This window comes from Polyangium fumosum (assembly GCF_005144585.1).
GTDB classification, from domain to species: domain Bacteria; phylum Myxococcota_A; class Polyangia; order Polyangiales; family Polyangiaceae; genus Polyangium; species Polyangium fumosum.
In genome coordinates, this window is the sequence record NZ_SSMQ01000052.1 from 1 (window position 1) to 20358 (window position 20358).

Genomic DNA, 20358 nt, shown 5'->3' on the forward strand with positions numbered 1-20358 from the left:
CCGAAACAATGTCTTCGACCTACGCCGATATGGGATCCTGCTGAACCTGGAGGTCATCCAGCGTCGTGAGGGCGAGCTGGCCAAGGCCGCGTAACTTCAGGTGGAATTGAACCGTTTGTTGCTCTAGTGGAAGTCTCCTACGATGATGCGAAGATGCTTAGGGCACTCAAGGAAGCGGAGACAATGAACTTCGTCTTTCTCCGCCTCAAGAACCACGACGGCGTAAGCAAACAATGCGTCGTGACAATACGCGGCACGAACGTGACACCAAAACCGTACATGTTCTTTGTGGCAAACCAGGGTCGTATCACGGACGGTACGTTCCGCGCGACCACCGTGGATGTTGCCACGGATGGGACGCCAACGGTCTCCGAGCCTGAGACGTTTGTGGTCGTTGGCCAGCTCCGAGAATCTTACGCCACAAAGCTACTGCAAGAGACCGGGCATCATCTCTCTCGTGTGGGGGTTGAGTTCGTGAGGCTTCGATAAGCAGCAGGGACCGGGGTCCAGCAGCGCTTTCAACGTCAGCGCCAGCGCCTCACCCAGCTTCACCGGCACGGCATTGCCTACCTGGAGCGACTGCGACTCGATACCTCCGCAAAAAATCCAATCCGGAGGAAACGTTTGAAGCAACGCTGCTTCGCGGACGGTGAGCCCACGGTGCTGCTTTGGATGAATGAAACGTCCTTTGGAGGGGTTGGTGCAGCCTCCAGTGATGGTAGGTGCGATGCTATCGCCCTTGATACGCCCGTAGACATCGTAGTGTCCATTGTGATCTTTATGGCACTTCAGGACTCGGGCTGCATCGCGCCAGGCGCCGCCTTCTGGGATTGTGGCGAGGTATTCGACGGTCTTCGGTCGATGACTCCGGGCACGGTGCATTGGGTCGCTTTCGCCAACCTCGCCCGCCTTTAGTGGGCAGAGATGACCAATGGTCTCCATCACCGTACGCGGCGTTTCGGTCCCGATGGGAAAGGCCAACGGCCCCAGTGACTGCTTTGTGCCTACGACAAATAGGCGGTTTCGTCGTTGGGGAACGCCGAATCGCTCTGCACGAAGAATATCGTGACAGATGTAATAGCCAAGCTTTTGGGCCTCGTTGACCACGAACTTCCAGTATTTTCCTCTCATCGCAGTCAGCATTCCCGGAACATTTTCAAACAAGAATGCCTGAGGATCGAGCAGCCTTAAGATGCGAAAATACTCAAGAACCAAATTGGCGCGATGCCCTTCTCGTTTGGTGCGCTCCGTCGCTGGCGAGAAGTCCTGACACGGCGGTCCTCCGATGACGACATCGATTGTGGCGCCTTTCGCGCGCAGTGCCAGCGCCTTGGTCACCTGAGGACTACTGACGTCATGGTTGAGCAGCTTGGTCTCGGGTGAGTAGGTGTCAACGAACGATTTTTGGTACGAGGCTGCGGCGTCAGCATTCCTCTCAACGGCCGCCGCGATATGGAAACCGGCACGGTGAAAAGCGTAAGAGAGCCCCCCGGCACCGCAGAACAGATCAACCGCAACCAGTTTAGACACCGCTGGCGGCTTTCTGGACGGGGCCGAGAGCAAGGCGGGGGGCTGCCTGAGGGGTGCACGATCCATGACTGGGCTCGGCCCGGTAGGGTGCCACATTTCGTCGCGGCAGCGAAAAGTTTAGACGGTCGGCGCGCATCTGCCGGGATCAGGCGCTGGGCGAGTTGTCGCTGGAGCCTGGGTCGATCGAGGCCGCTCGTTCCAGGGCAAACTCGCCCCCCGGAGGCCGCGCTCGCTCCAGATCCCGAACTCGCGATACCCCGCCCGGCTCTGCCCAGGAGATGGGGCCGAGAACCTTCATGCTAACCAGGCAGTCTGGAACCCGGGCGCGGCCTCCCCTTTCACGCCCTGCGACGCGTGGGCCCCCCGCGCAGCACCGCGCACACGCCCTTCAGCCTCCCATGGAGGCCACTCTTCGACACACACGCCGAGCCCCTCCGCGAGCGTCTCGCCGCCGAGCATGTGCCGCACCAGCAGCTCGCGCTCGTGGCTGGCTGGTGCAGACGGCCCGGAGGCTCGCGGCGAACCGTCGGTATCGCCATCGGCCGACCCCCTTCGCGTGGTGGCGCGTGCTCCAGCCGCCCCCGAGGACCGGCTTGCGCGGGTTCACGTGCACTGCGCGCTCCGCCGCATCACGGGTGAGGAGCGCGGTGAAGCACGTCCTGGCGGAGATTCTCGACCTCGGGACCGCTCACGCCGAACCGTCGGAGTGCGGCTTCCACGAGGGCGATCGAAACCTACCGCGCCCGCAGCGCGGCGTCGGTCAGGTTCAGCGCTGTGTAGTGGAACTCCTGGAACACGCTCCCGGCCTCCTCGTCGCTCAGCGCGTACCCACGGAACACCTTGCGCCCCTCCGCGTTGATCGCACCCTCCTCGACGTACACGCGCCCATCGCTCCCGAGCGCGAGCGTCTGGAGACACCCCCACCGGAGCAAGCCACGCGTCCCGTACTGCGCCCGTTCCTCAGCAGTCAACGCGTACCCAACGAACACGCGCCGCCCCGGAGGCGGCTCGCCCTCGATGTAGACGTAGATCGTGCCATCACTCGCGAACACGAACTCGGTCGGCAGAGTCGCCATGGTGCTCGACCTCCCCTTGCAGTCACAACGAAATCCGAAGCAGCACCCGCTCAGGTCGCGGAGCCACTTCCAGGCTCGTCGACAGCAGCAAAATGATGATGCCGCTTCGTTGCAGCCGAAGCAGCGCCGGCAGGAGCGCTCCTGAATACGAAAGCTCGGGGAGCCGATCCCGCAGGCGTGCGACAGAGACGAACCCATCCGCATCCACGCGCATCCTCGACAGCGCGAAGTGTACGAGCCCCTCGACCCGCGCATCCTCCCCGAGCCTCCGGAGCTCCGCCGCGTAGTGCGCCACGTAGATCGCCGCCTCCTGGTAGGCAGCATCCGCGCGCATGAGCTCAAGCAGAAGCAGCTCCCCGCGCTCATCATGACCGACTGCGCCGGCCGAGATGCGGGTCACTCGCGCGGATCGCGGAGGCGGAAGCGGTGGGAGACGATCCGACAGCCGAGCCTTGCGGAATCGCTCACGCACGCGGAGGAACACGGCGCCCACGAACGCTCGGGCCCGGCTCCAAGGGGAAGGTGGATCCACGATTGTATCGCGCGGCAGCTCGGAATGCGCCGCGCTCATCCGCGTCCCGCTCTGCGGCGGAACCGCCGAGCGGTCCATCACGGTCGTTGCTGCGTCGTCATCGACGTCGCGGAGTGCATGCATGGTTCCTCCATGGGCGTCGCCTGAGATCGGCGACAAACGACCCCCAGGAGAGGGCGATGGAACGCTGTGCCCAGAAAAACCATCCCATCGCCCCCTTCTGCGGGTCGCTTGTCGGCTACGTGCGTTGCCTTCAGGCGCGCGCACATAGATAAAATTGGGTTGGTCGCCCCGGAGGGACACCAAAAAGTGATCAGGGAGCGCGGTGCGGTCGCTCGGCCCTCACGAGCTCGCCGAGGACGAACGCTCTCACCTTGGGCAGCGGGTTCGACGGGAACCGCCGATCGTACCGCTCAAACGCCGCCCGTGCGTCCGCAAGGTCGCCTTGCTCAAGCGCCCCCACCGCCCGATTCAGCAAGGCCCGCGCTTCGGCCGCCGGATCCGCAGGACGCGGCATCGAGCTCGGCGGCGGCGCAGGCGGCGGCGGCGCAGGTGGCGGCACCGCTGTCACAGGAAATGCGGCAACAGCCGGGGGAATGCGCTCGTCGAGATGGCTCCTCGTGGCCTCGGGCATGACCGCCACGGGACGCGTGAGGAGATAAACGACGACCGCTCCGACAATCCCGCCCGTGATGTTTCCTCCGAGAAACGAGGCCGCGTCCGACCCGGCCTGCCCGGTGCCTGGAGCATCGCCGTCGGGCGCGGTCGCGGGCGCTTCCGGTTGCGCCGCTCCGGGTCCCTGCTCGACGATGGCGCGCAGCCGCTCGCGCAGCTCCTCCGGAACGTCCTCCGTGCGGGCGCGAAGGAACGCGAACAGCCCGTCCGCCGCGAAGGGCAGGACGACCATGCCGTTGTCGCGCATCTTCCTCTTGATCCGCCGCGTGAAATCCTCCCTCGCGCGTTCGAGTCGGTCCTTGACGGTGCGCTTCGAGACGCCGACCAACTGCGCCGTCTCCTCGTGGCTCAGCTCCCCGAGCTCGACGGCCGTCAGCACTTCGCGAAGGTCCGCGTCCATCTCGCCGATGGTCTCGTGCACGAGTCGCACGTACTGCGCTGTCGCCATGGCCTCCTCGGGGTTCCGCGCGCCGCTCGGCGCCGCAATCACATCTTCATAAACGGAAAATCCTCCGCGATACTGCTCGCGCACCTGCCAATCGCGCGCCTTGCGCTGCGTGATCGCATACAGCCAGACGGCCATCGACCCCTTCGCCGGATCGTACCGCGGCAAACCCGCGACGGCTACCGTCAGGACCTCCTGCCCGAGGTCCTCCACCTCGGTGAGCGGAACGGGCCCCCAGGGCGGAGGAAGCCGGGCCAGCCATCCCGGCACGCGGAGCGCAAGCTGCGCGAGTTGCTCGTGAGGACCATCTGGTGTGTCGAATCGTCGGGTCACGTTCTATGGATTGGGTTGAGCGCCCGAGAGGGACACCCAAATCGTCACTTGGCCTTCGGACGGCAGCAGATCGTCGAGGGACGGAGCGCCTCCACCTGTCCGATGGGTTCACCGCCTGTCGGCTGACACGTGCCCGCGTGGTACTGAACGTTCGAGATCGACTTGCTTCCAAGAGCCGAGCCCGGGACGGTCACATCGAAGCATGCTTCCTTGAGGGACGAAATCGAGTACCCGAGGAACAGAGGATCGACGCACGCGTCGTCCTTGTAGATCGAGGCCGTCGCCGTGCACATGCTGCCCTCGACCTCGGGCATGCACTCGCACGTGGTGCATCCGCGTTTGTCCTCGAACCCGCTGTAAATAACGAGCCGGTCGGTGTAGTCCTCGCCCTCGCAGGGGAGGTCCCCCGCCTGATACACGCAGACCAGAAACTCGGGCGGCGGCGTGGGCGCGGGGGCGCACTTCTCGCCGAATCCGCACCCGCCCTCGCCGCCTTCCGGGTATCCCTCGCAAACAACGACCGTGAGCCCCCACGTTGGCTCGTCCGAAGTCCCAGTCAGGATCGGCTTGTAGTCGACCTCGCAGACTTCGTCCACGGCCTGCATGGGCCCGATGGTGAGCGACTCGACGCACGGCTTGCCGCCGCACTGTTTTCCCGCGGCAATGCCGTTGGCGTTCGAGCAGCTCCCGTCCCAGTCGGCCGGGGGGTCGAAGGACGTGGGGTCCGCGCCAGCAATGTTGCAGGCCGCGTTGCTTGCGGTCGTGGTTGTCGGCAGCGTGCACGAGCCCGTCGAAGGCTTGCAGGCGCAGCCGCAAGCGAGCGGTCCCGCCGTGAGATGGGCGTACTTGGTGAAGTGGTGGTGGGGGGCATCGGGCGGACACTCGATGATGAGGGGTCCTGGTGACTTCGCCACGAGGACCGGCTCGCTCCATCCTCCGAGGGGCCGGAAAGGGACGCACTGGCCTGTGCAGGCTTTGGCCTCGATGCCGCCGTCGCCGGCATCGGTATCGGCGTCTGCCCCGGCATCCTCGGCGTCCAGTCCTGCGTCGAGCTTGGGGACGATGACAAACTCGCTATTCCCACATGCCGCGGCCATGCCGGCGACGGCGATCAGCAGGACTCTGCCCATAGTGATTACGGATTCCATATCACACCAATTCCTATAGACGGCAATGCACCGGGCGGCGTCCAGAGCACGCGCTCCGATCCCGGCGGCATGAATTTCAAAGTGGTTCCGTGCAGCTTGTAAAGGACCTCGGCATATCCTCGCAGCCTGACATTCTTGGAGAGCGGTACGTCGTACGAGCCTCGCAGCCCCACGCCACCGAAGGGCTGGTCTGCGTGGGTTTGCGGTTCCACCGTGTCCCCCATGACGAATTGATAGTACCCGCCCGCCAGCGGGGTGCAGACACGGGCCCGCTCACCGATCCGCAGGCATGGCAGCACACCCCCCGTCGCGAGCCATGTCCGCACGGGCACATCGTCCACGTCCCCCCGGTGATCTACGACGCCGCGCAACTCGACGCCGAGCGAGAACCACGGCCATCGCAAGGCGACCTGAAGACCTCCGCCCAAGGCGAGGCCAGGCGTGTCGAGAGGAGCCACGACGAACGCCGCAGACAGCTCGGTCCGAAACGGCGGAGCGTCAGGCGTCGAGGGCGGTGGGGGCAGTCGTAGGGGCTCCTCGGGAGCCCGCCGATGCGGTAGAGGCGCCACGGTTGGCGGCGGGGGTGTTGGCGGAGCCGACGGCGAGACCAGGAGCGTCCACGCCTCCGGTGTCTCGCCCTTGATCGTCATGAACCGCGCGTAGATCATGAGCGCCACGTCCTCGACGAGCTCGTCGCACCTCCACCGCGGGGTCGCCGTTTCCTCCCACTGGACCGCCCCCTGTTCGTCTCGCGCGACGAGCAGCGCGTCCAGGCGTCCACCGGCACGCCGCACCGTCACGGACAGCGATGCGCGCGCTGTGTCCGGGAAGGCATCGTAGCGGTACTTCGCGCTCGTCAGCTCCGCCAGGGCGGACTTTGCAGGGCAGTTCGCCCCAGGGGGAGCGAGGTAGTCGAGCCGAAAGGCGACGCGTTTCGCCGTCGGCGCGTCGTCCGCCATCGCGGGCGGCGCGAGCATCACCAGGGCAATCGTCAGCAGGTCAGCGTGGGCGCGGCGCATCGATCCTCGGACGAACCCCAGGCTACCAGGAAGTGCGGAAAATGTGCAAGACATTCCTTCCTGGTGCAGCGCGACGACAAACCGTTGCCCTTTCCAGCAAAGGAGCCCAACTGTCGGCCCGTCCTGCTCATGCTATCTAAAGTCTGTAGATTCGCCGCTCTCGTCGGGTAGGCTACTTTTCCCGACGTCGTGGACGAGACCCTCCTACAGCGCAAATTAGGCCACATCATCCGAGATCGACGGCTGGCGCTTGGGCTGAGCCAGGAAGAACTCGCGGATCGGTGCGCGCTGCATCGGACGTACGTGGGGTCCGTCGAACGGGGCGAACGCAACATCTCGATCCAGAACATCGTGCGGATCGCGAACGCGCTCGACACCCGCCTTTGGGAGCTGATCCGGGCTGCCGAGGAGGGGGCTGGCGTCCCCTGATCACGTTGCGGCATTGGACGACTTTGCGTAGCATCATGATCAAATGTCCGTCAATCAGGAACCCGTGTGCAGGGCGTAGCCGCGCACGTCTGCGACGTAGACACCAGGATCTCGCCTACCTGGAGTCGCCGAAATCCCGCACTGCCCTCGTTCACACAGCGGGGTACTGCTCGATGCGTCGTGATGAGGAGCATCGCGACCGGAGGAACGTCGATGCAGTCCCCCACGATTCTCATGCTCGCGATGTCCCTTGGCCTCACGGCGTGCAGCGGCCCCACGCCGAATACGGTCATCCATGCGGCTACCGGCGACGCGGCGCTCATGCCCGTGACGTGGGGGACAAACGCTTCCCCGTCCACCCCGCCGGCATCTTCCGCGCCGTCCGTAACCCAGACGCAAACCGTGAACGTCGTGGTTGGGCCGACCAGCAGGGTCGAACCGGCAGTCCCTCACAAGGCCGAAGGCGTCGACGAGACGAAGATTGCCATTGTGACGAATGGCTCGGGAATCGAGCTTGGAAGCGGCAAAAGGATTCTGTACTCTGGGCCAGCGACGTTCTTCCTGCTCGACGCGGAAAAGGGGGTGCGAGGCATGCTCCTCGTCGACGTGCGCGAGCCTGGCAGCGGCTACATTTCCGACGTCTGGATGTTCGACGGCGCGGATTGGCGCCACGGCACGATGGTGGAGAGCGTTCCACTCAGCGAGCGCATCAGCATGCCGATATCATCGCCTCCGCCTCCCCGCACATTCGGTAGATTCGACGTGGGGCTCACGTGGCTCGTTTCGAATGGCGCTGTGGTGCCTGGTCCGAGCTTTCGCCAAGCGCTGCTCGCCCTTGGAAGGCCGAGCGACCTCGCTGGTGAACCCCGCGCGAGTGCAGGACGCCGCAACATGCTCCGATTCGCCCTCGCACTGGAGCATTTCCGGCGCGAGGAGATGAAGCCGTGTGAGCACATCAAGCCCCTGTCTGAGACGCTGCTCTCGGGATTCGCGCGGATGAACCATCCGAGCATCGCAGAGTGACGACGCGGCGCGGCTACCTCCGCGACATGGTCGCCCCAAGGACGGCAAGCGCGAGAATGCCGAACATCGTCCGACCGAGCCCCGGGCTCTCCCCGCTCCCGAGTTCGTGAAACTCGATGTCCTCCCCGTAGAAGAAGCGCAGGATCGTCCTGTGGTCGTACCCCTGCGCAGCCAGCCAGTTCGCGCAGTGTTGCCCCAGACAGCCACGGTTTCCAGGGTGTGACCGCAGCGAAAGGCCCGTGGGTACGACGTCGAGACCGCGCCGCCCGACATTATACGTGACCCATCGCTCGGTATTCGTCGAGTCGGGACCAGGCGACCCGTCACGCCTCCACTGGGCCCCGGCAACGTGGTTCGCGAGGATCATCCGCCCCTGGTAGCGCAGAACGATCCCGCGCGTCATGGACGCGGCGATCGCGCATTCTTCAGTCGCCCCGCGTGCGAACACCTGGAAGCTTTCTCCGTTCGGGATCGGCGTGGTTCGTCCGAGCGTTGGCCGATCCCTCATTGCACGCAGCACGTACGTCCGCGCCGCGATGGCAAGCGTGGCCTTTGCCTCGGGATGCGCGTGGAAATGCTCGCCTGCCACGACACGTGGCACGTATTCGCGTTCGAGCGAGAGCCACCCCGCGGTCGTGAGAACGCGCTCCGGTGCCTCGTTGGGCTCCTCGCCGAGCACCATCCTCACCCCTTCTTCAACCCGTGCTCAACCACGAAGATTCCGCACTCCGTCACGGGCGACGTCCCCGGATGCAGCCAAACCCGCGCTGTCGCCCGCCCCGCGTCGCTCTCGAACCGGAACGACCATCGCTCGACCCGAGCGGGATATTTGGCCATCGCGACCACCTGCCGCTTGTGAATCAACGGCCCCACGACGACCGTAGGCAAATCAGCTTGCACTGGGTTCTTGCCGAGAACATTGTCGCGAAGCGTGAGCGTGGCGGAGACCCGCCACTGCGGCGGTGGCTGGTCCGCGACCAATGGCGGCTGCTCCATGATCACGATGCAATGTGTCGACGCGCCGAACAGCGGATCCGTCTCGACGATGTTCTGCCTCGCTTCGCTGTCGATCTCCGCCACGCTCATGGTATCCCCCTATCAGACCGTCACGTTCGAGCCCTTGTGGTGCTCGAATGCGATCCCGTTGAGCGAGAGTTGCACGTACAGCCCCACCTCGATCGGCCGGATCGGCGCGCCGCCCCCGAGATCGATGGGCTTGATCGGGAAGACGATGTCCTCCGGGATGTGGATGATCGCCGAGAAGGCGCCATGCTCGCTCCGCTCAGGGTTGTCGGTGAACACGTAGCCATCCGGTACCGGCAAGACGGCCGCGCCTCCGGAGGTCCGGGAGAGCGTCCGCACCTTCGTATCCGGCACGTTTCGCAAGTGATCGATCAGCACCTTGCGCGACGTGGCATTGCCGCCCGTCCGGGCCTTGTCCCAGTTGAAGTAAACGACGGCGGAGCGGCGAAGCGTCCGGTACAGGAGGTTCTCCCCGCTGAAATCGTGGAAGATTTCCTTCGGCAAGAACGTGCCCGCATCGTCCCACAACCACGCCTGCCCCGTGAGGACGCCTTTCGCTTCGCCGAGGCCCGCGATCTTGTCGATCTCAGCGCCATCGTACCGGACGCGGAGCCCGGCCTCCTGCATCGTGATCGACTGGATCAGGAACTCCTGGTCGCTGTACGTGTTCTTCGAGGGGCGCTGGAGGTTCGTCCAGTTCGTCGTCACCGTCGCGTTGTTGCCGAGGAACGTCATCGACTCGCCGACGGCCACGTTGAAGAGCATGTATTCGCCCTTCGCGATGTGCAGCCATGCGAGCTTCTCGGTCCCCTGGCACTTGCACGGGATCTCGACGACGGAGTAGTAATGCCCGTCCTGGCGCATGACGAATTTGGCATCACGCGCCGTCCACTTGTTGAAAATCTCGCGCGCGCCGCTGTTCGGCGGGACGAAATTGGGCGGCAACTTCGGACGCGTCTTCGGCTTCTGCGCCTGCACCTTCTTCGCTCCGACGCGCTGGCCACGCGCGCGGGAGCGCCTCTGGATCTGGCGCAATTCGTCGAGGGAGATCTGCTTCTTCCCGCGCTTGCGCAGCGCGCGAATGTCGCCCGTGTCTTCCTCCTCGGCCTCGAGCTCGAGCGCGGCCGTGTCGTTGTCGTCCTCTTCGCCGGGACCGGCGGTGTCGGACTCGTCCTGCTCGTCGAAGGGCGAAGCGGTCTCGCCCTCCTGGTCGGATTCTCGCAAGATGTCGAGCGCCGTTCTGGGGTCGTTCATGGGTCAGTCCTTTCTGTCTCACATTGCGGCTTGCGCCCGGTTGATGGGCATGCGCCGCGAGATGTTCGGCAATCGAATGAAGCGACCATCGGACGTCTGGAGCCAGAAGCCCGTTTGCGGCCCGGGCGGCAGCATGCCGCCGGGGGCCGCGGTGTCGCCTCCTCTGAAAACGGCCTGTTGACCGGCGGGAGCCTGTGCAGCCGTGGCCTTTTGCTGTGCCAAATACGCGAGCGCAAACATGGCCCCGCCCACCGCGATGACCGCCCCCGCATGCGCATGCTTTCGCTTGCGTAGCATGTAACCAATCGCGACCAACGCCACCGGCATCAGCCACCAATGGTCTTTCACCTCTTTGCTGTTCCGGATATCATCCAGATTTGCCAGAAGAGCGACCACTCCACCCGCGAGCGCCGTGTAGAGGAATCCTTTCCCCACGTCGCGCGCCATGTGTCCATTTCCCCGGCGCCGGAACCGGGCACGCGGAACCGCCACGAGGGAACGGTCGACGCGGACTCGTTGTTCTTCTGCCATGCCTTTACGATCTCCTTTCGTTCTGCTGCCTGAGAAGGAAGAAAGCTGCGAATGCGATCAGTGCAACGGGAAGGAAGTTCGTTGTCGCCTTGACGAGCTCCGTCGCGCCCTGGAATGGTGAAGGGAGCGGCCTTTGGCGAAGCGTCGCGAGGCGTCGCTGGATGTCTTCCAGGGCGAGGAGCATCGACTTCTCGGTCTCATCGAAGGGCAGTTCGCGCCCCGCGATCCGCTCGCGCTCCACGTGGAGCGAGAGGATCTCCATCGCGCGGGCCTGCGCGGCGAGGAGTCGCTTGGTCACCTCGTCGTCGAAGTTCACGGCGTGAATGGCCTGCGCGACCATGCTGCCGAGGTACGCCGCGGCGATGGCCACGGCGGTCACGAGCAAAATGGTCACGACGTGAATGACGCCCGTCTCGATCGTGCCCCGCGGCGGCTCGGCCTCCTCTGTCGTGATGTCGGAGCCGGGGCGGATGTTCTCGGGCGCGAGCAGGACGAGCGTTCGTGCAATGGCGGAACCCGCGGCATTTCGTTCCGGCGTGCTGTAGAGGTGCGGTCCGAGCTGCCCGAGCGGAACGGGTCGCCAGGACAGCGGCGCGATGCGCAGGGACATCACGACGAATGCGCGGAACTGCCGCGTGCGCGTCTTCTTGTCGAGCGCGAGCCATGCCCCGCGCTTGGCCGTATCGAGCGCGTCCGCGCCCACGCGACTCAGGTCCCGATCCTGGTGAAACCAGCGAAAGAGGCCAGAGGATTTGGGGTTGGGGGCCGGCGCCGGGACGGGAGATGGAGCGGGGGTCCCTTTCTCCCGCTGCCACCAGTTCCACCACCAGAAAGGCAAATGCGTAGGCATGACGCCGCCCCCTATTCGATCACGAGAACGCGAGACCGACGCCGATGACGGCGATCACCGGCATCAGGCTGCTGTTGCTGCTGGACGTGGTTGCAGGTGCGTCCACAGGGCCGTACTGCCAGCCACCAGAGCCGCCGGAGCCACTCCAGTCTTCCGGGCCCAGCTCACCCTGCGCAGCGAGCTCCCGTAGAGCGTCTGCGCGCGCCCGCAAGGCTTTCGCCGCGAGGGGATGTCCTTGGGATTCGTAGGTGCTCGCCAACTGTTCGAGCAGATTTGCGTCGTAGACGCTTTCGAGGACGAGGATGATTTCGTTCTTCTCGGACGCAGACAGATCGTTGTCGAGCAGGGGTGCAGTTCCACCGGAGCCGGTTGGCTGACCCGGTGAGGTCTGCTGTGCAGTTCCACCCGACCCCGAAGGTTGCTGGCTCGTCGTCGTAGAGGTGGGCGTCGTCGCGGACGTGCCAAGATTTGGCAATGGGAACGTTCCGACGCCCGGGATCGTGATGACGGGCGTTCCCTGGTTCGTCTGCTGCTGCGGTCCAGGCTGCTGTTGTTGGGTCTGCGTCGGCGTCTGGCTCGTCGTCGTGGAGGTCGAGGGCGTGCCGAGGTTCGGCAATGCGAACGTGCCGACGCCCGGGATCGTGATGACGGGCGTCCCATGGTCGGTTTGTTGCTGCTGCGGCGCAGGCTGCTGTTGGGTCGGCGTCGTCGTCGTGGAAGTAGTCGAGGGCGTGCCGAGGTTCGGCAATGGGAACGTGCCGACGCCCGGGATCGTGATGACGGGCGTCCCATGGTCGGTCTGCTGCGGCGCAGGCTGCTGTTGGGTCTGCGTAGGCGTCTGGCTTGTCGTCGTGGAGGTCGAGGGCGTGCCGAGATTCGGCAATGGGAACGTACCGATGCCCGGGATCGTGATGGCGGGCGTCCCATTCTCGGTTTGTTGTTGCTGCGGCGCAGGCAGTTGCTGGCTCTGCGTCGATGTCTGCTGAGGACCAGTTTGCTGCGGCGAGGTGAACTGTGCATTGTTCTCCTCGATCAGCGCATTGTACGTCGTCTGATCGAGCTCCCCCGTCGTCGACAGTGGTCTTGTCGGCTGCCTCTTGTTCCACCAGGTCTGGAATGACGCGAGCGCTTGCGTTGTTCGCGGCGTGAAACCGCTGACGAGGTCCATTGGATTCCGGCCGAAGTCCGAGGGATTGCAGTCGTTTGAATTGCGCAGCGCCCAGTTCGCGAGGAGAGCTTGCGTGTGCGGAACAACGGCAGGATCGAGCGTAGTCGTCTTGCCCGGAGTGGGCACGCCCGGGGTGGACGGCTGCGCCGGGTTGCCATTGACCGTGACCGCGAGCGCGTGTTCCGGCCATTCGTTCGGGATTCCAATCTCCTCACCCGGGTAGAGATATTTCCAGTTCCCGTTCTCCGTGGCCTTGTGCGGGTTTGCGGCCCGGAGCTCGGACCACCATTTCGCGCGAGTCGGGAAGGCGCCCAGCTTCGTGGCGATCTTCTGCGGCCAGTCATCCTTGATGACGACGTACTTGCGCGCCGTGTTGAGGACCGCTCCAGTATCGCCCGAGTAATGTAGCCATCCGGGCGGGATATTCCACGCAGGTTCCGATGCAGGTTTGCCCGGATTCGCCGCCAGGAGCTCCTGCGTGCGCTCGGTCTGCCCCGTGAGCTTTTTCGTGATGCCGTGGGGCGTCTCGCCGGGCACCGCGTGGTATGTGCCGGTGGTCGGATCGACGCCCGAGACGTCGCGCGCGCCGCCGCCACCCGTGAGCGTGCGCAAGAGCCGCGGATCGTGCATCCGCAGCAGGGGCACGGCGCGGATCATCGCTTCGAGCTGCGCCGCGCTCATCGGGGAGGCCGACACGTGCTGCAACGGGCGCGGTCTCGCGTCGGGCGACGCGGTATCGTTGTACGTCACCTCAGGCTCGTCCAGTTGGGGCGAGGCCATCAATGCCCCGAAGTTGAGGCGGGGACGCTGCGGCTGCGGCGGCTCCGGCAATGCTTCCGTCTCCGGATCGGTTGCCATGATCTGCGACAAGAGTTGCCCCGCGTCGCGCTTGCGCTTGTACTCCGCCGGCCGATACACGCGGAGACGCGCCTCATGCACGTACATGGGATCTCCGGTACGCTTCGTCATTTGCTCGCCGTCCGCGAGGATCTTCCTCTCGCGCTTCGTGAGCTGGCGCTGCGGCTTGCCGGGGCGCGATTTCTTTGGAGGCTTCTTTTTCCCCACCTGCGTGCGGACGAGGCTCTCCACCGCGCCGCCAGCCATCTTCCCGATATTCGCGCCGATCGACGCACCGGCCCCGCCCGCGAGCGTTCCGAGCCCCGCGCCGGCGATCGCGCCGATACTTTCGCCGATGCCCCCGCCGCCCCCGCCGGGCTTGGCGCCGCCGCCACCCCCCAGGATCGACGAAAGCAACTGCCCCCCGCCGCTGACGAGGCTGTCGAAGAAGCCCCCCGTATCGTCGTCGAACGGCGTCGCGGTTTCTTCTTCGGGCGCGCCGCTCGTCTCCTCGTCGGTCTCGTAAGACAAAGTGATAGCGTTAGGCATACCGAAATGCCTCCTCTCCCTGCTTCGGTTGTGGTTCGTGCGATGGCTCTACGAGGCCATCGGACGCTCGATCGTGCGCGGGCAAAGGCTCCAGCGGCACTTGGTTACTTCAATGTTTTTCGGCCGGACGATGGCCGTAGCGTCCACGTCGTATTCGTTCCCCATGGGGCCGGCGAACTGGCCCGCCTTGTTGAAATGCGAGACGACGAGCACCGTCGGGTGCATCGTCGCGACGGTTTCGAGGAGCGTGGTCTGCTCGGCGTAGCTGCGCGCCCAGCGTTGGAGTGAGTCCACGACGATCACGGCGGCATCGGGCGGCACGGCCTGGAGAGCGTCGCGCCAGCCAACCTTGCTGCCGCTCTCGCTCCGCCTGCTCACGAGCCGAATGTGTCGCGAGGACGAACCCGTGCGCGGGAAAAGCTCCTGCACGAGGTTCCGGTTCTGCTCTGCATCGAGCCAATACCCGAGGCCGTCCAGCTTCGCGACGATCTGCGCGGCGAGCTCGGCGCAGAGGGTCGACTTCCCGGCCCCGGGAACGCCGCCCACGAGCACCTTCAAGCCGAGCACGACGCCCCCGAGCGCGCGGGAAAGAAGCGCGGGGAAATGCGTGGGACGCAAGGGCGTGCTACGCTCCTCAAGCGATTCCACGACGATGCCCGGCGGGACCTCGTGCGGGATGAGTTCCCACACGGTCGCGCCGCATTCGCAGTATCCACCGCAAAGCAAGGGCCGTCGCCGCAGACAGACGGCGCATCGAAGGGGCGGTTTGTGGCTCATGGCATCACCAATAGTTCGTTTTCGCGAGCCAGGCGGGCGGGATACGCCCGATCGTCGAGTTCAGGATGGTTGGGTCCGCGGGTTGCCATCGCCCATTCACGAAGACCTCCGCGAGGATGTGCGGAAAGTCCTGCTCGGGGCGGACGGGCTTCTCGCGGGCCGGAATGCCGCATGCGCGGCAGAGCGCGACGAAGACTCGCGTTTTCGCGTCGCAGTCGCCGAAGCCGCGGCAGAGCGTCACGGCGGAGTCTTCGAGGACTTCGCGCTTGGGATCGCGCACGTAGTCGATCGCGTACTGGCAGAACTTCAGGATGGCAGCAGCCCGCTCCCCGATCGGCAATCGCCGGAATACCGCGGCCCAGCGCTGCACCTCGGGAAGCAGAAGGTCGCGCTTGCTGCCCTCGGCCATGAACCGCGCTTTCGCGAGGTTCGAAGGGAAGTGGACGATACGCGGCCGGATCATTTGGCACCGCCCTTTTCCGCCACGGCGAGTACCTCGCCGAAGACTCCGGGCGAGAGGGTCGCGGCGAACTCCTGAAGCTTTGCGTAGATATCTGGATTGGTGCCGAGGAGCTGGAGACCCTGCGTCAAGGCACCGCCGAGCGGGTTGGCAGGAAGCGATTCCGGCGGAGCGGGAACGAAGCCCGCGGCCGTGAGGTGCGGCGCGAGATTGGGCGATTTGTGCGTTCGAGATTCGGGTCGCGCATTCGCTGGCGGCGGCGGCGGCGGAGGAGCGGGCGGCGGGAGCGGCGCGCTCACGAAAGGAGGCTCCGGCGGCGGCGGGGGCGGCGGCGGGGGTCGCGGCGCGGGGGCGACATTCTGCGGGCCGTCCGTGCACTGCACGGGCGCCGCGGGCTGCACGCGCACGGGTGCCACGAGCTCAAGCTGCGGGAGCTCGACGGACGCGGAAGCTGGCGCGGGTTGCGTGGGCGCCACGGGCTCGGACTGTGCGGGTTGTGCGGGCGCGGGTGCAGGCTGCGCGGGCGCAGCGGCCTGCCGCAAGATCATCCCCATTGGGGTCTGGATCATCTCCCAGCCATCCCAAGACACAGGCGCCGTAGGCCACGGATTCGCCTGCGGAGGTGGCGGAGGCGGGGGAGGGGGTGGCGGCGGAGGGGTCGCAGACTTCACGAGTGTGAGCAGTTTGGCGATCTCGCCGAATTCGTCGCCACCGCCGTTTCCGCCCCCGAGTGCCTTCGCCAGTTCAATCCCGCGCTCCATCCCTCGCTCATAGCCGACCCCGCCGCTCGGCTTCCCGGCGTCGTTTCCGCGGAGCAGCGGCACGATCTCGCGCACGACTTCGAGCGTCGAGTTGGATTGCGGCGGTTGCTGGAGGAGCGGAACGATCTCACGTACGACTTCGAGAGCCTGGTTTCCCTGTGGCTGCCTGTTGACCTCGAGCATCGAGCGCATCGTTTCGAGAACGACCTTGAGCAGGCTCACGAACTCCACCCCCATCGTGGGCACGGCCGCGGGTGCAGGCGCGGGCGCGGGCGCAGGTGGGGCATAATAGGGAGGCACCGCAGCCGGGTTGATGGCAGGCGCCGCCGGTGCGGGTCGGGGTGCCTGCGGCTCCTGGACGAAGGGCTTTCGTGCAGGACCGGCGAAGTAGAGCATCTCGGACTTGGCCGAATATCGATGCGTCTTTCCGCACATCGCATTGAGCTGATAACAGCACTCACCACCGTACAGGTCGATGATCTGCTGCCAGCTTCGCAGCTCGGACCCCTTCCACGCCGTCGGGCAGACCTCCCGCGTCTTGTCCGGAAGGATGCGGACGATTTGAATGAGGTCGAATCTTCGCGGATCCGGGCCTACCTCGGTCTCCGGCCGAGGAAACAGCGGATGACCGCCGAGATCGGCGGGCTCGTCCGAGGGCGCGCTGGGTTCGGCCTGGATCATGGCTTGGACCTCCTTTTCCCAAAGGGCTCTCGCGCCGGACCGAGATCCGGCTCGACGGCAGACGACTGCCCATCGAGCCCAGTGGGCTCTGGGTGGTGCATGGTGCTGGGTCGATAATGGGACGAGTCCCTCAGGCATTGCAACACAAAAGTTGTTGCTTGGGCCACGCGTTTTTGGGGAAGCGCCTGAATAATCGTTTGAGAACAAAATAACGATCGCGAGCAAGTGTGCGCCTTCCGAGAAAGTGCCGAGGATTTTGCATGATGAGGGGCGGCTGATGGGGGTGTCTCCCAGGGGGCGATTGGGGGCTGCTCCGTGATCCTCGAGAGGCCACTCGCATGCAAGCGGCGTGAAAACGGGACGTGCCGCGAAACGCTGCCCCCCCTTTACGGGAGCATCGAACGCAAGTGACCGTCCGGACGAGGTCGATCCGTACGGGAAGCGTAGCGGTCGAGGTTTGCCTATCGCCCGAGTCGTTGTTTGCGTAGACGTACCGGCGCGATGCGGCAGCGTGAAACAAGGCAAGCCACGCATGCAACCAGGCAGAACACCCGCGAAGAGTTCTTTGTGGCACCACGTGCGCGCCTCGTGCGCGCTGCTTTCGGCAGTGAACAGCGCTGTTCAGTGTTCGGCCATTGAAACAGCGAAGGCTTGCCATGGCTGAACTGCATGCGGCGAGACGAACCCCTGCCTGAGTCGCATCCGGCATCCCGTGTACCGAAGATTGGGGCGATCGCCGTAGAGGGAACGTTTGGAGTGGAATTGGCACGATGGTGCGTACATGCGGAACGGAAGGGGACGCTGCTCGATGATCGAGTGCCTGCCGGGCGAAAGCCGCGATTTTCCGAGCGTTCACCGAGATTGAGCCCGGCCGCGCCGTGGCGTTTCCCTGGGAAGGGTCGGGAATCTGCGCGTCGGGACCCGATCACGACGACGAGCTCGCGCCCGACGTTGTGGGATACGCGCTGTTGGATGGGGTCGTCAGGTGCGAACTCGTACAATGGCAGGCGGTCGAGTGCGCTCCGGTGCCCCGGCGCGCATGCGAAAGGCGGTTCGATTTCTCGGCGGTCCTCGGATCGCCATGCGGTGAAACAAGAGGGGGCCTTCAGGATCCCCGATCAAAGCTCGGGATTTTGATCTGTTTCGGCAAGTTGCTGATTTTGCTAACGAAATGGCTTGAAGGTCGGCGACGAATTGCCGTACATTCCGGGGACCGACACGTGGGAGGGGTCGCTCGCCGAGAGCTCGAGCCCCCTCGCCCGGTCGTCGATTGACGTGGCGCCGCGGAGAGCCCTCGCGCGCGCCAGGGGGAGGTGGACATGGGCGGCAAGGAAGGGAGGTCCCGGCATGTCGGCAAAGCAGGTAGAAGCCCATCAAGCGGTCGGGAGCTGGGTGCCCATCGACCGCGCAGCGGCGCACCTCGGCATGAATGTGGGTGCGCTGCGAAAGACGCTGGAGCGCCGTGCCGTCCGTGCGGCGGACGGAGTGACGGAGGCGAGCGTCGACGGCGTGCGGGCGCGCAAGTTCGGCCGGATCTGGCGGGTTCGATTCTCCGAAGCTTGGGGGGTCCCGTGAGGACGGACCACGTGCTACAGTCCCAGCCTCGCAAAGGTGGCTGGGATGGTCGGAAAGGAATCTGACCATGGCAGTCCGCAAGGTAGAGCGATACGGGGAAACCCGGCTGTTGATTGACATTCAATACAAGAAGCGGGACGGCACGCGGGCCCGCTTCCGCAAGGACGCCGAGGTCCAAACGTGGACCGCGGCCCGTGCGGAGGAGAAGCGGTACCTGCTCAACATCGCCAATCATGGCGAGCCGTACGAGCCGGGGACTGCGCCAACGGCGGCCGATTCGGTCGATTCGTCCGGAGCGAATGCGGCGCCGAAGCCGAGGAAGACCTTTGCCGAGGTGGTCACCGAGTTCCGGGAGACCTTCATGGTCGCGGAGCTCAAGGTTACCAGTCGAAAAGGGTACGAATCGGTCCTTCGGGCCTCGTTGCTTCCGAAGTTCGGCAAGCTGACCGTGGACAAGGTCGACGGGAAGGCCGCGGCGGATCTCGATCTCGCGCTCACGAAGCGCAAGTTGAGCCGCTCGACGCGGAACAATACGCAGGTCGTGCTTCGATCGGTTCTGCGGTTTGCCAAGAGCCGCGGATACATCGAGGACCGGCCGGCGAATCTGCCGCGGTTGAAGCAGGTCGGGCAGCGCATCCTGGAGATTCCGAGCGACGATCAAGTCGAGCAGATCCTCGGGGTCGCCTACGATACGCACCGCCTGGGCTTCACCCTCATGTCGGACGCCGGGCTTCGTCCCAACGAAGTGCGCGCGCTCCGAGGCAAGGACGTGCAGCTCCGGTGGGAGAACGGCGAGGCGGTCGGCGGGTTCCTCACTGTGCGCGAGGGCCGGTCACACGGCGAGACCCACACGCCGAAGACCGGGCAGCGCGAGATCCCCATCTCGCGGGAGCTCGCGCGGGTCCTCGTTCCGGTTGTCAAGAGCGCAACGCGCGAGGCGTACGTGGCGCTCAACGACGCCGGGGAGCCGTGGGGCCAGTCTGGGCTCAAACAGGCGTTCGCGCGCACGAGCAAGCGGGCCGGCGTCGAAGGGTGGTCGGTGTACTGCTTGCGCCACTACGCGATTACGGCGTGGCTTCGCGCGGGCATCCCGGTCCATGTCGTGCAGCGGATGGCAGGTCACACGAACCTGTCGACCACGCAGCGTTACGTGCACTTCCTCAAGGAAGACCTGGAGGAGGCTGCTCGTCGGTTGCCTGTCCGCCGCCGTGGCGACGGGGAGAAGAACTGACGCCCGGTGACGGGGCTCTCGGTGCAACGCCGGGGGCAAGGGTCGACCAGAGTCAAGGTGGGCGAGACCACCGCACCGCCGCCCGCATCCCAGGAAACGTCTCCAGACAGTCGAGCAGGGCCCGGAGAGGACACGTCCTCCGCTGGGCTCGACCGGCGTTCTCGGTTGAGGCCACAGTGAGGCCACAGCTTTGGGCGACGGGGAGGGAGCGAGGGGATCTGCCTCGCAACCCCGCGAAATCATTGGCACCCCCGGCAGGAATCGGACCTGCGACCTTCGGTTTAGGAAACCGCTGCTCTATCCACTGAGCTACGGGGGCACGGCTGTCCTTCTCGGGACGAAGGACCGCGGGATCGTACGTGGCGGGTGGAGCGAGTCAAGGGGCAAGTGTGGTTCTCGAGGGCAGAGCCTACGATCCCCGTTTGGTACAGCCTTGCCATCGACCTGGCGC

General features: G+C 65.3%; 19 protein-coding genes and 1 tRNA gene. 4 read left to right on the top strand and 16 right to left on the bottom strand.

The annotated features are described in order from the left end of the window. Window positions 1-426: 426 nt before the first annotated feature. From E8A74_RS36170 to E8A74_RS54235, 6 genes are all read right to left on the bottom strand, one after another. Entirely contained in the window at window positions 427-1530 is a 1104-nt protein-coding gene (locus E8A74_RS36170; protein WP_170229633.1) for a DNA cytosine methyltransferase, read from the bottom strand. A gap of 734 nt (window positions 1531-2264) precedes the next feature. Further along, window positions 2265-2606, bottom strand: coding sequence for a hypothetical protein (locus tag E8A74_RS36175; RefSeq protein WP_136933650.1), 342 nt, complete (start codon window positions 2604-2606; stop codon window positions 2265-2267). Between the two features lie 22 nt (window positions 2607-2628). After that, entirely contained in the window at window positions 2629-2940 is a 312-nt protein-coding gene (locus E8A74_RS36180; protein ID WP_136933651.1) for a hypothetical protein, read from the bottom strand. Window positions 2941-3451: 511 nt separating this feature from the next. Further along, the gene (locus E8A74_RS36185; protein ID WP_136933652.1) at window positions 3452-4591 is read right to left on the bottom strand and encodes an RNA polymerase sigma factor; all 1140 of its coding nucleotides are present in this window, start codon (window positions 4589-4591) and stop codon (window positions 3452-3454) included. A 44-nt stretch (window positions 4592-4635) separates the two neighbouring features. After that, window positions 4636-5721 carry a hypothetical protein gene (locus tag E8A74_RS36190; RefSeq protein ID WP_136933653.1) on the bottom strand — a complete coding sequence of 362 codons (1086 nt, stop codon included), beginning with the start codon at window positions 5719-5721 and terminating at the stop codon, window positions 4636-4638. A gap of 5 nt (window positions 5722-5726) precedes the next feature. Continuing rightward, the gene (locus E8A74_RS54235) at window positions 5727-6758 is read right to left on the bottom strand and encodes a hypothetical protein (protein ID WP_211365526.1); all 1032 of its coding nucleotides are present in this window, start codon (window positions 6756-6758) and stop codon (window positions 5727-5729) included. Between the two features lie 189 nt (window positions 6759-6947). Here E8A74_RS54235 and E8A74_RS36200 point away from each other — a divergent pair, with 189 nt between their 5' ends. Beyond that, the gene (locus E8A74_RS36200; protein ID WP_136933654.1) at window positions 6948-7187 is read left to right on the top strand and encodes a helix-turn-helix domain-containing protein; all 240 of its coding nucleotides are present in this window, start codon (window positions 6948-6950) and stop codon (window positions 7185-7187) included. Window positions 7188-7253: 66 nt separating this feature from the next. Then, window positions 7254-8210 (top strand): hypothetical protein, encoded by a 957-nt coding sequence (locus E8A74_RS36205; protein ID WP_136933655.1) that lies wholly within the window; start codon window positions 7254-7256, stop codon window positions 8208-8210. Between the two features lie 13 nt (window positions 8211-8223). Here the strand turns inward: E8A74_RS36205 and E8A74_RS36210 are convergent, their stop codons facing one another. The 9 genes from E8A74_RS36210 to E8A74_RS36250 form a co-directional block, all read right to left on the bottom strand. After that, window positions 8224-8892, bottom strand: a complete 669-nt coding sequence (locus E8A74_RS36210; RefSeq protein WP_136933656.1) for a SpoIID/LytB domain-containing protein — start codon at window positions 8890-8892, stop codon at window positions 8224-8226. A gap of 2 nt (window positions 8893-8894) precedes the next feature. After that, window positions 8895-9296, bottom strand: coding sequence for a hypothetical protein (locus E8A74_RS36215; RefSeq protein ID WP_136933657.1), 402 nt, complete (start codon window positions 9294-9296; stop codon window positions 8895-8897). Window positions 9297-9308: 12 nt separating this feature from the next. Then, entirely contained in the window at window positions 9309-10487 is a 1179-nt protein-coding gene (locus E8A74_RS36220; RefSeq protein ID WP_136933658.1) for a hypothetical protein, read from the bottom strand. An 18-nt stretch (window positions 10488-10505) separates the two neighbouring features. Continuing rightward, the gene (locus tag E8A74_RS36225) at window positions 10506-11018 is read right to left on the bottom strand and encodes a hypothetical protein (RefSeq protein ID WP_136933659.1); all 513 of its coding nucleotides are present in this window, start codon (window positions 11016-11018) and stop codon (window positions 10506-10508) included. A gap of 4 nt (window positions 11019-11022) precedes the next feature. Then, window positions 11023-11721, bottom strand: a complete 699-nt coding sequence (locus E8A74_RS36230) for a hypothetical protein (protein ID WP_136933660.1) — start codon at window positions 11719-11721, stop codon at window positions 11023-11025. A gap of 166 nt (window positions 11722-11887) precedes the next feature. Then, window positions 11888-14422: a hypothetical protein gene (locus E8A74_RS36235; RefSeq protein ID WP_136933661.1), complete on the bottom strand. Its 2535-nt coding sequence runs from the start codon at window positions 14420-14422 to the stop codon at window positions 11888-11890. Window positions 14423-14470: 48 nt separating this feature from the next. Then, entirely contained in the window at window positions 14471-15199 is a 729-nt protein-coding gene (locus E8A74_RS36240) for a P-loop NTPase family protein (RefSeq protein WP_136933662.1), read from the bottom strand. A 4-nt stretch (window positions 15200-15203) separates the two neighbouring features. Continuing rightward, complete coding sequence (locus E8A74_RS36245; RefSeq protein WP_136933663.1) at window positions 15204-15662, bottom strand: transglutaminase-like domain-containing protein; 459 nt, start codon at window positions 15660-15662, stop codon at window positions 15204-15206. Then, a complete protein-coding gene (locus E8A74_RS36250) occupies window positions 15659-17101 on the bottom strand; it encodes a hypothetical protein (protein WP_136933664.1) in 1443 nt (480 codons plus the stop codon). The genes E8A74_RS36245 and E8A74_RS36250 overlap by 4 nt, the downstream gene beginning before the upstream one ends. Window positions 17102-18448: 1347 nt before the next feature. Here E8A74_RS36250 and E8A74_RS36255 point away from each other — a divergent pair. Further along, window positions 18449-18676: a hypothetical protein gene (locus E8A74_RS36255; protein ID WP_136933665.1), complete on the top strand. Its 228-nt coding sequence runs from the start codon at window positions 18449-18451 to the stop codon at window positions 18674-18676. Window positions 18677-18743: 67 nt separating this feature from the next. Continuing rightward, window positions 18744-19907 carry a tyrosine-type recombinase/integrase gene (locus E8A74_RS36260; RefSeq protein WP_136933666.1) on the top strand — a complete coding sequence of 388 codons (1164 nt, stop codon included), beginning with the start codon at window positions 18744-18746 and terminating at the stop codon, window positions 19905-19907. Between the two features lie 243 nt (window positions 19908-20150). Here E8A74_RS36260 and E8A74_RS36265 read toward each other — a convergent pair. Beyond that, window positions 20151-20226: transfer RNA gene (locus E8A74_RS36265), tRNA-Arg, on the bottom strand. Between the last annotated feature and the right edge of the window lie 132 nt (window positions 20227-20358).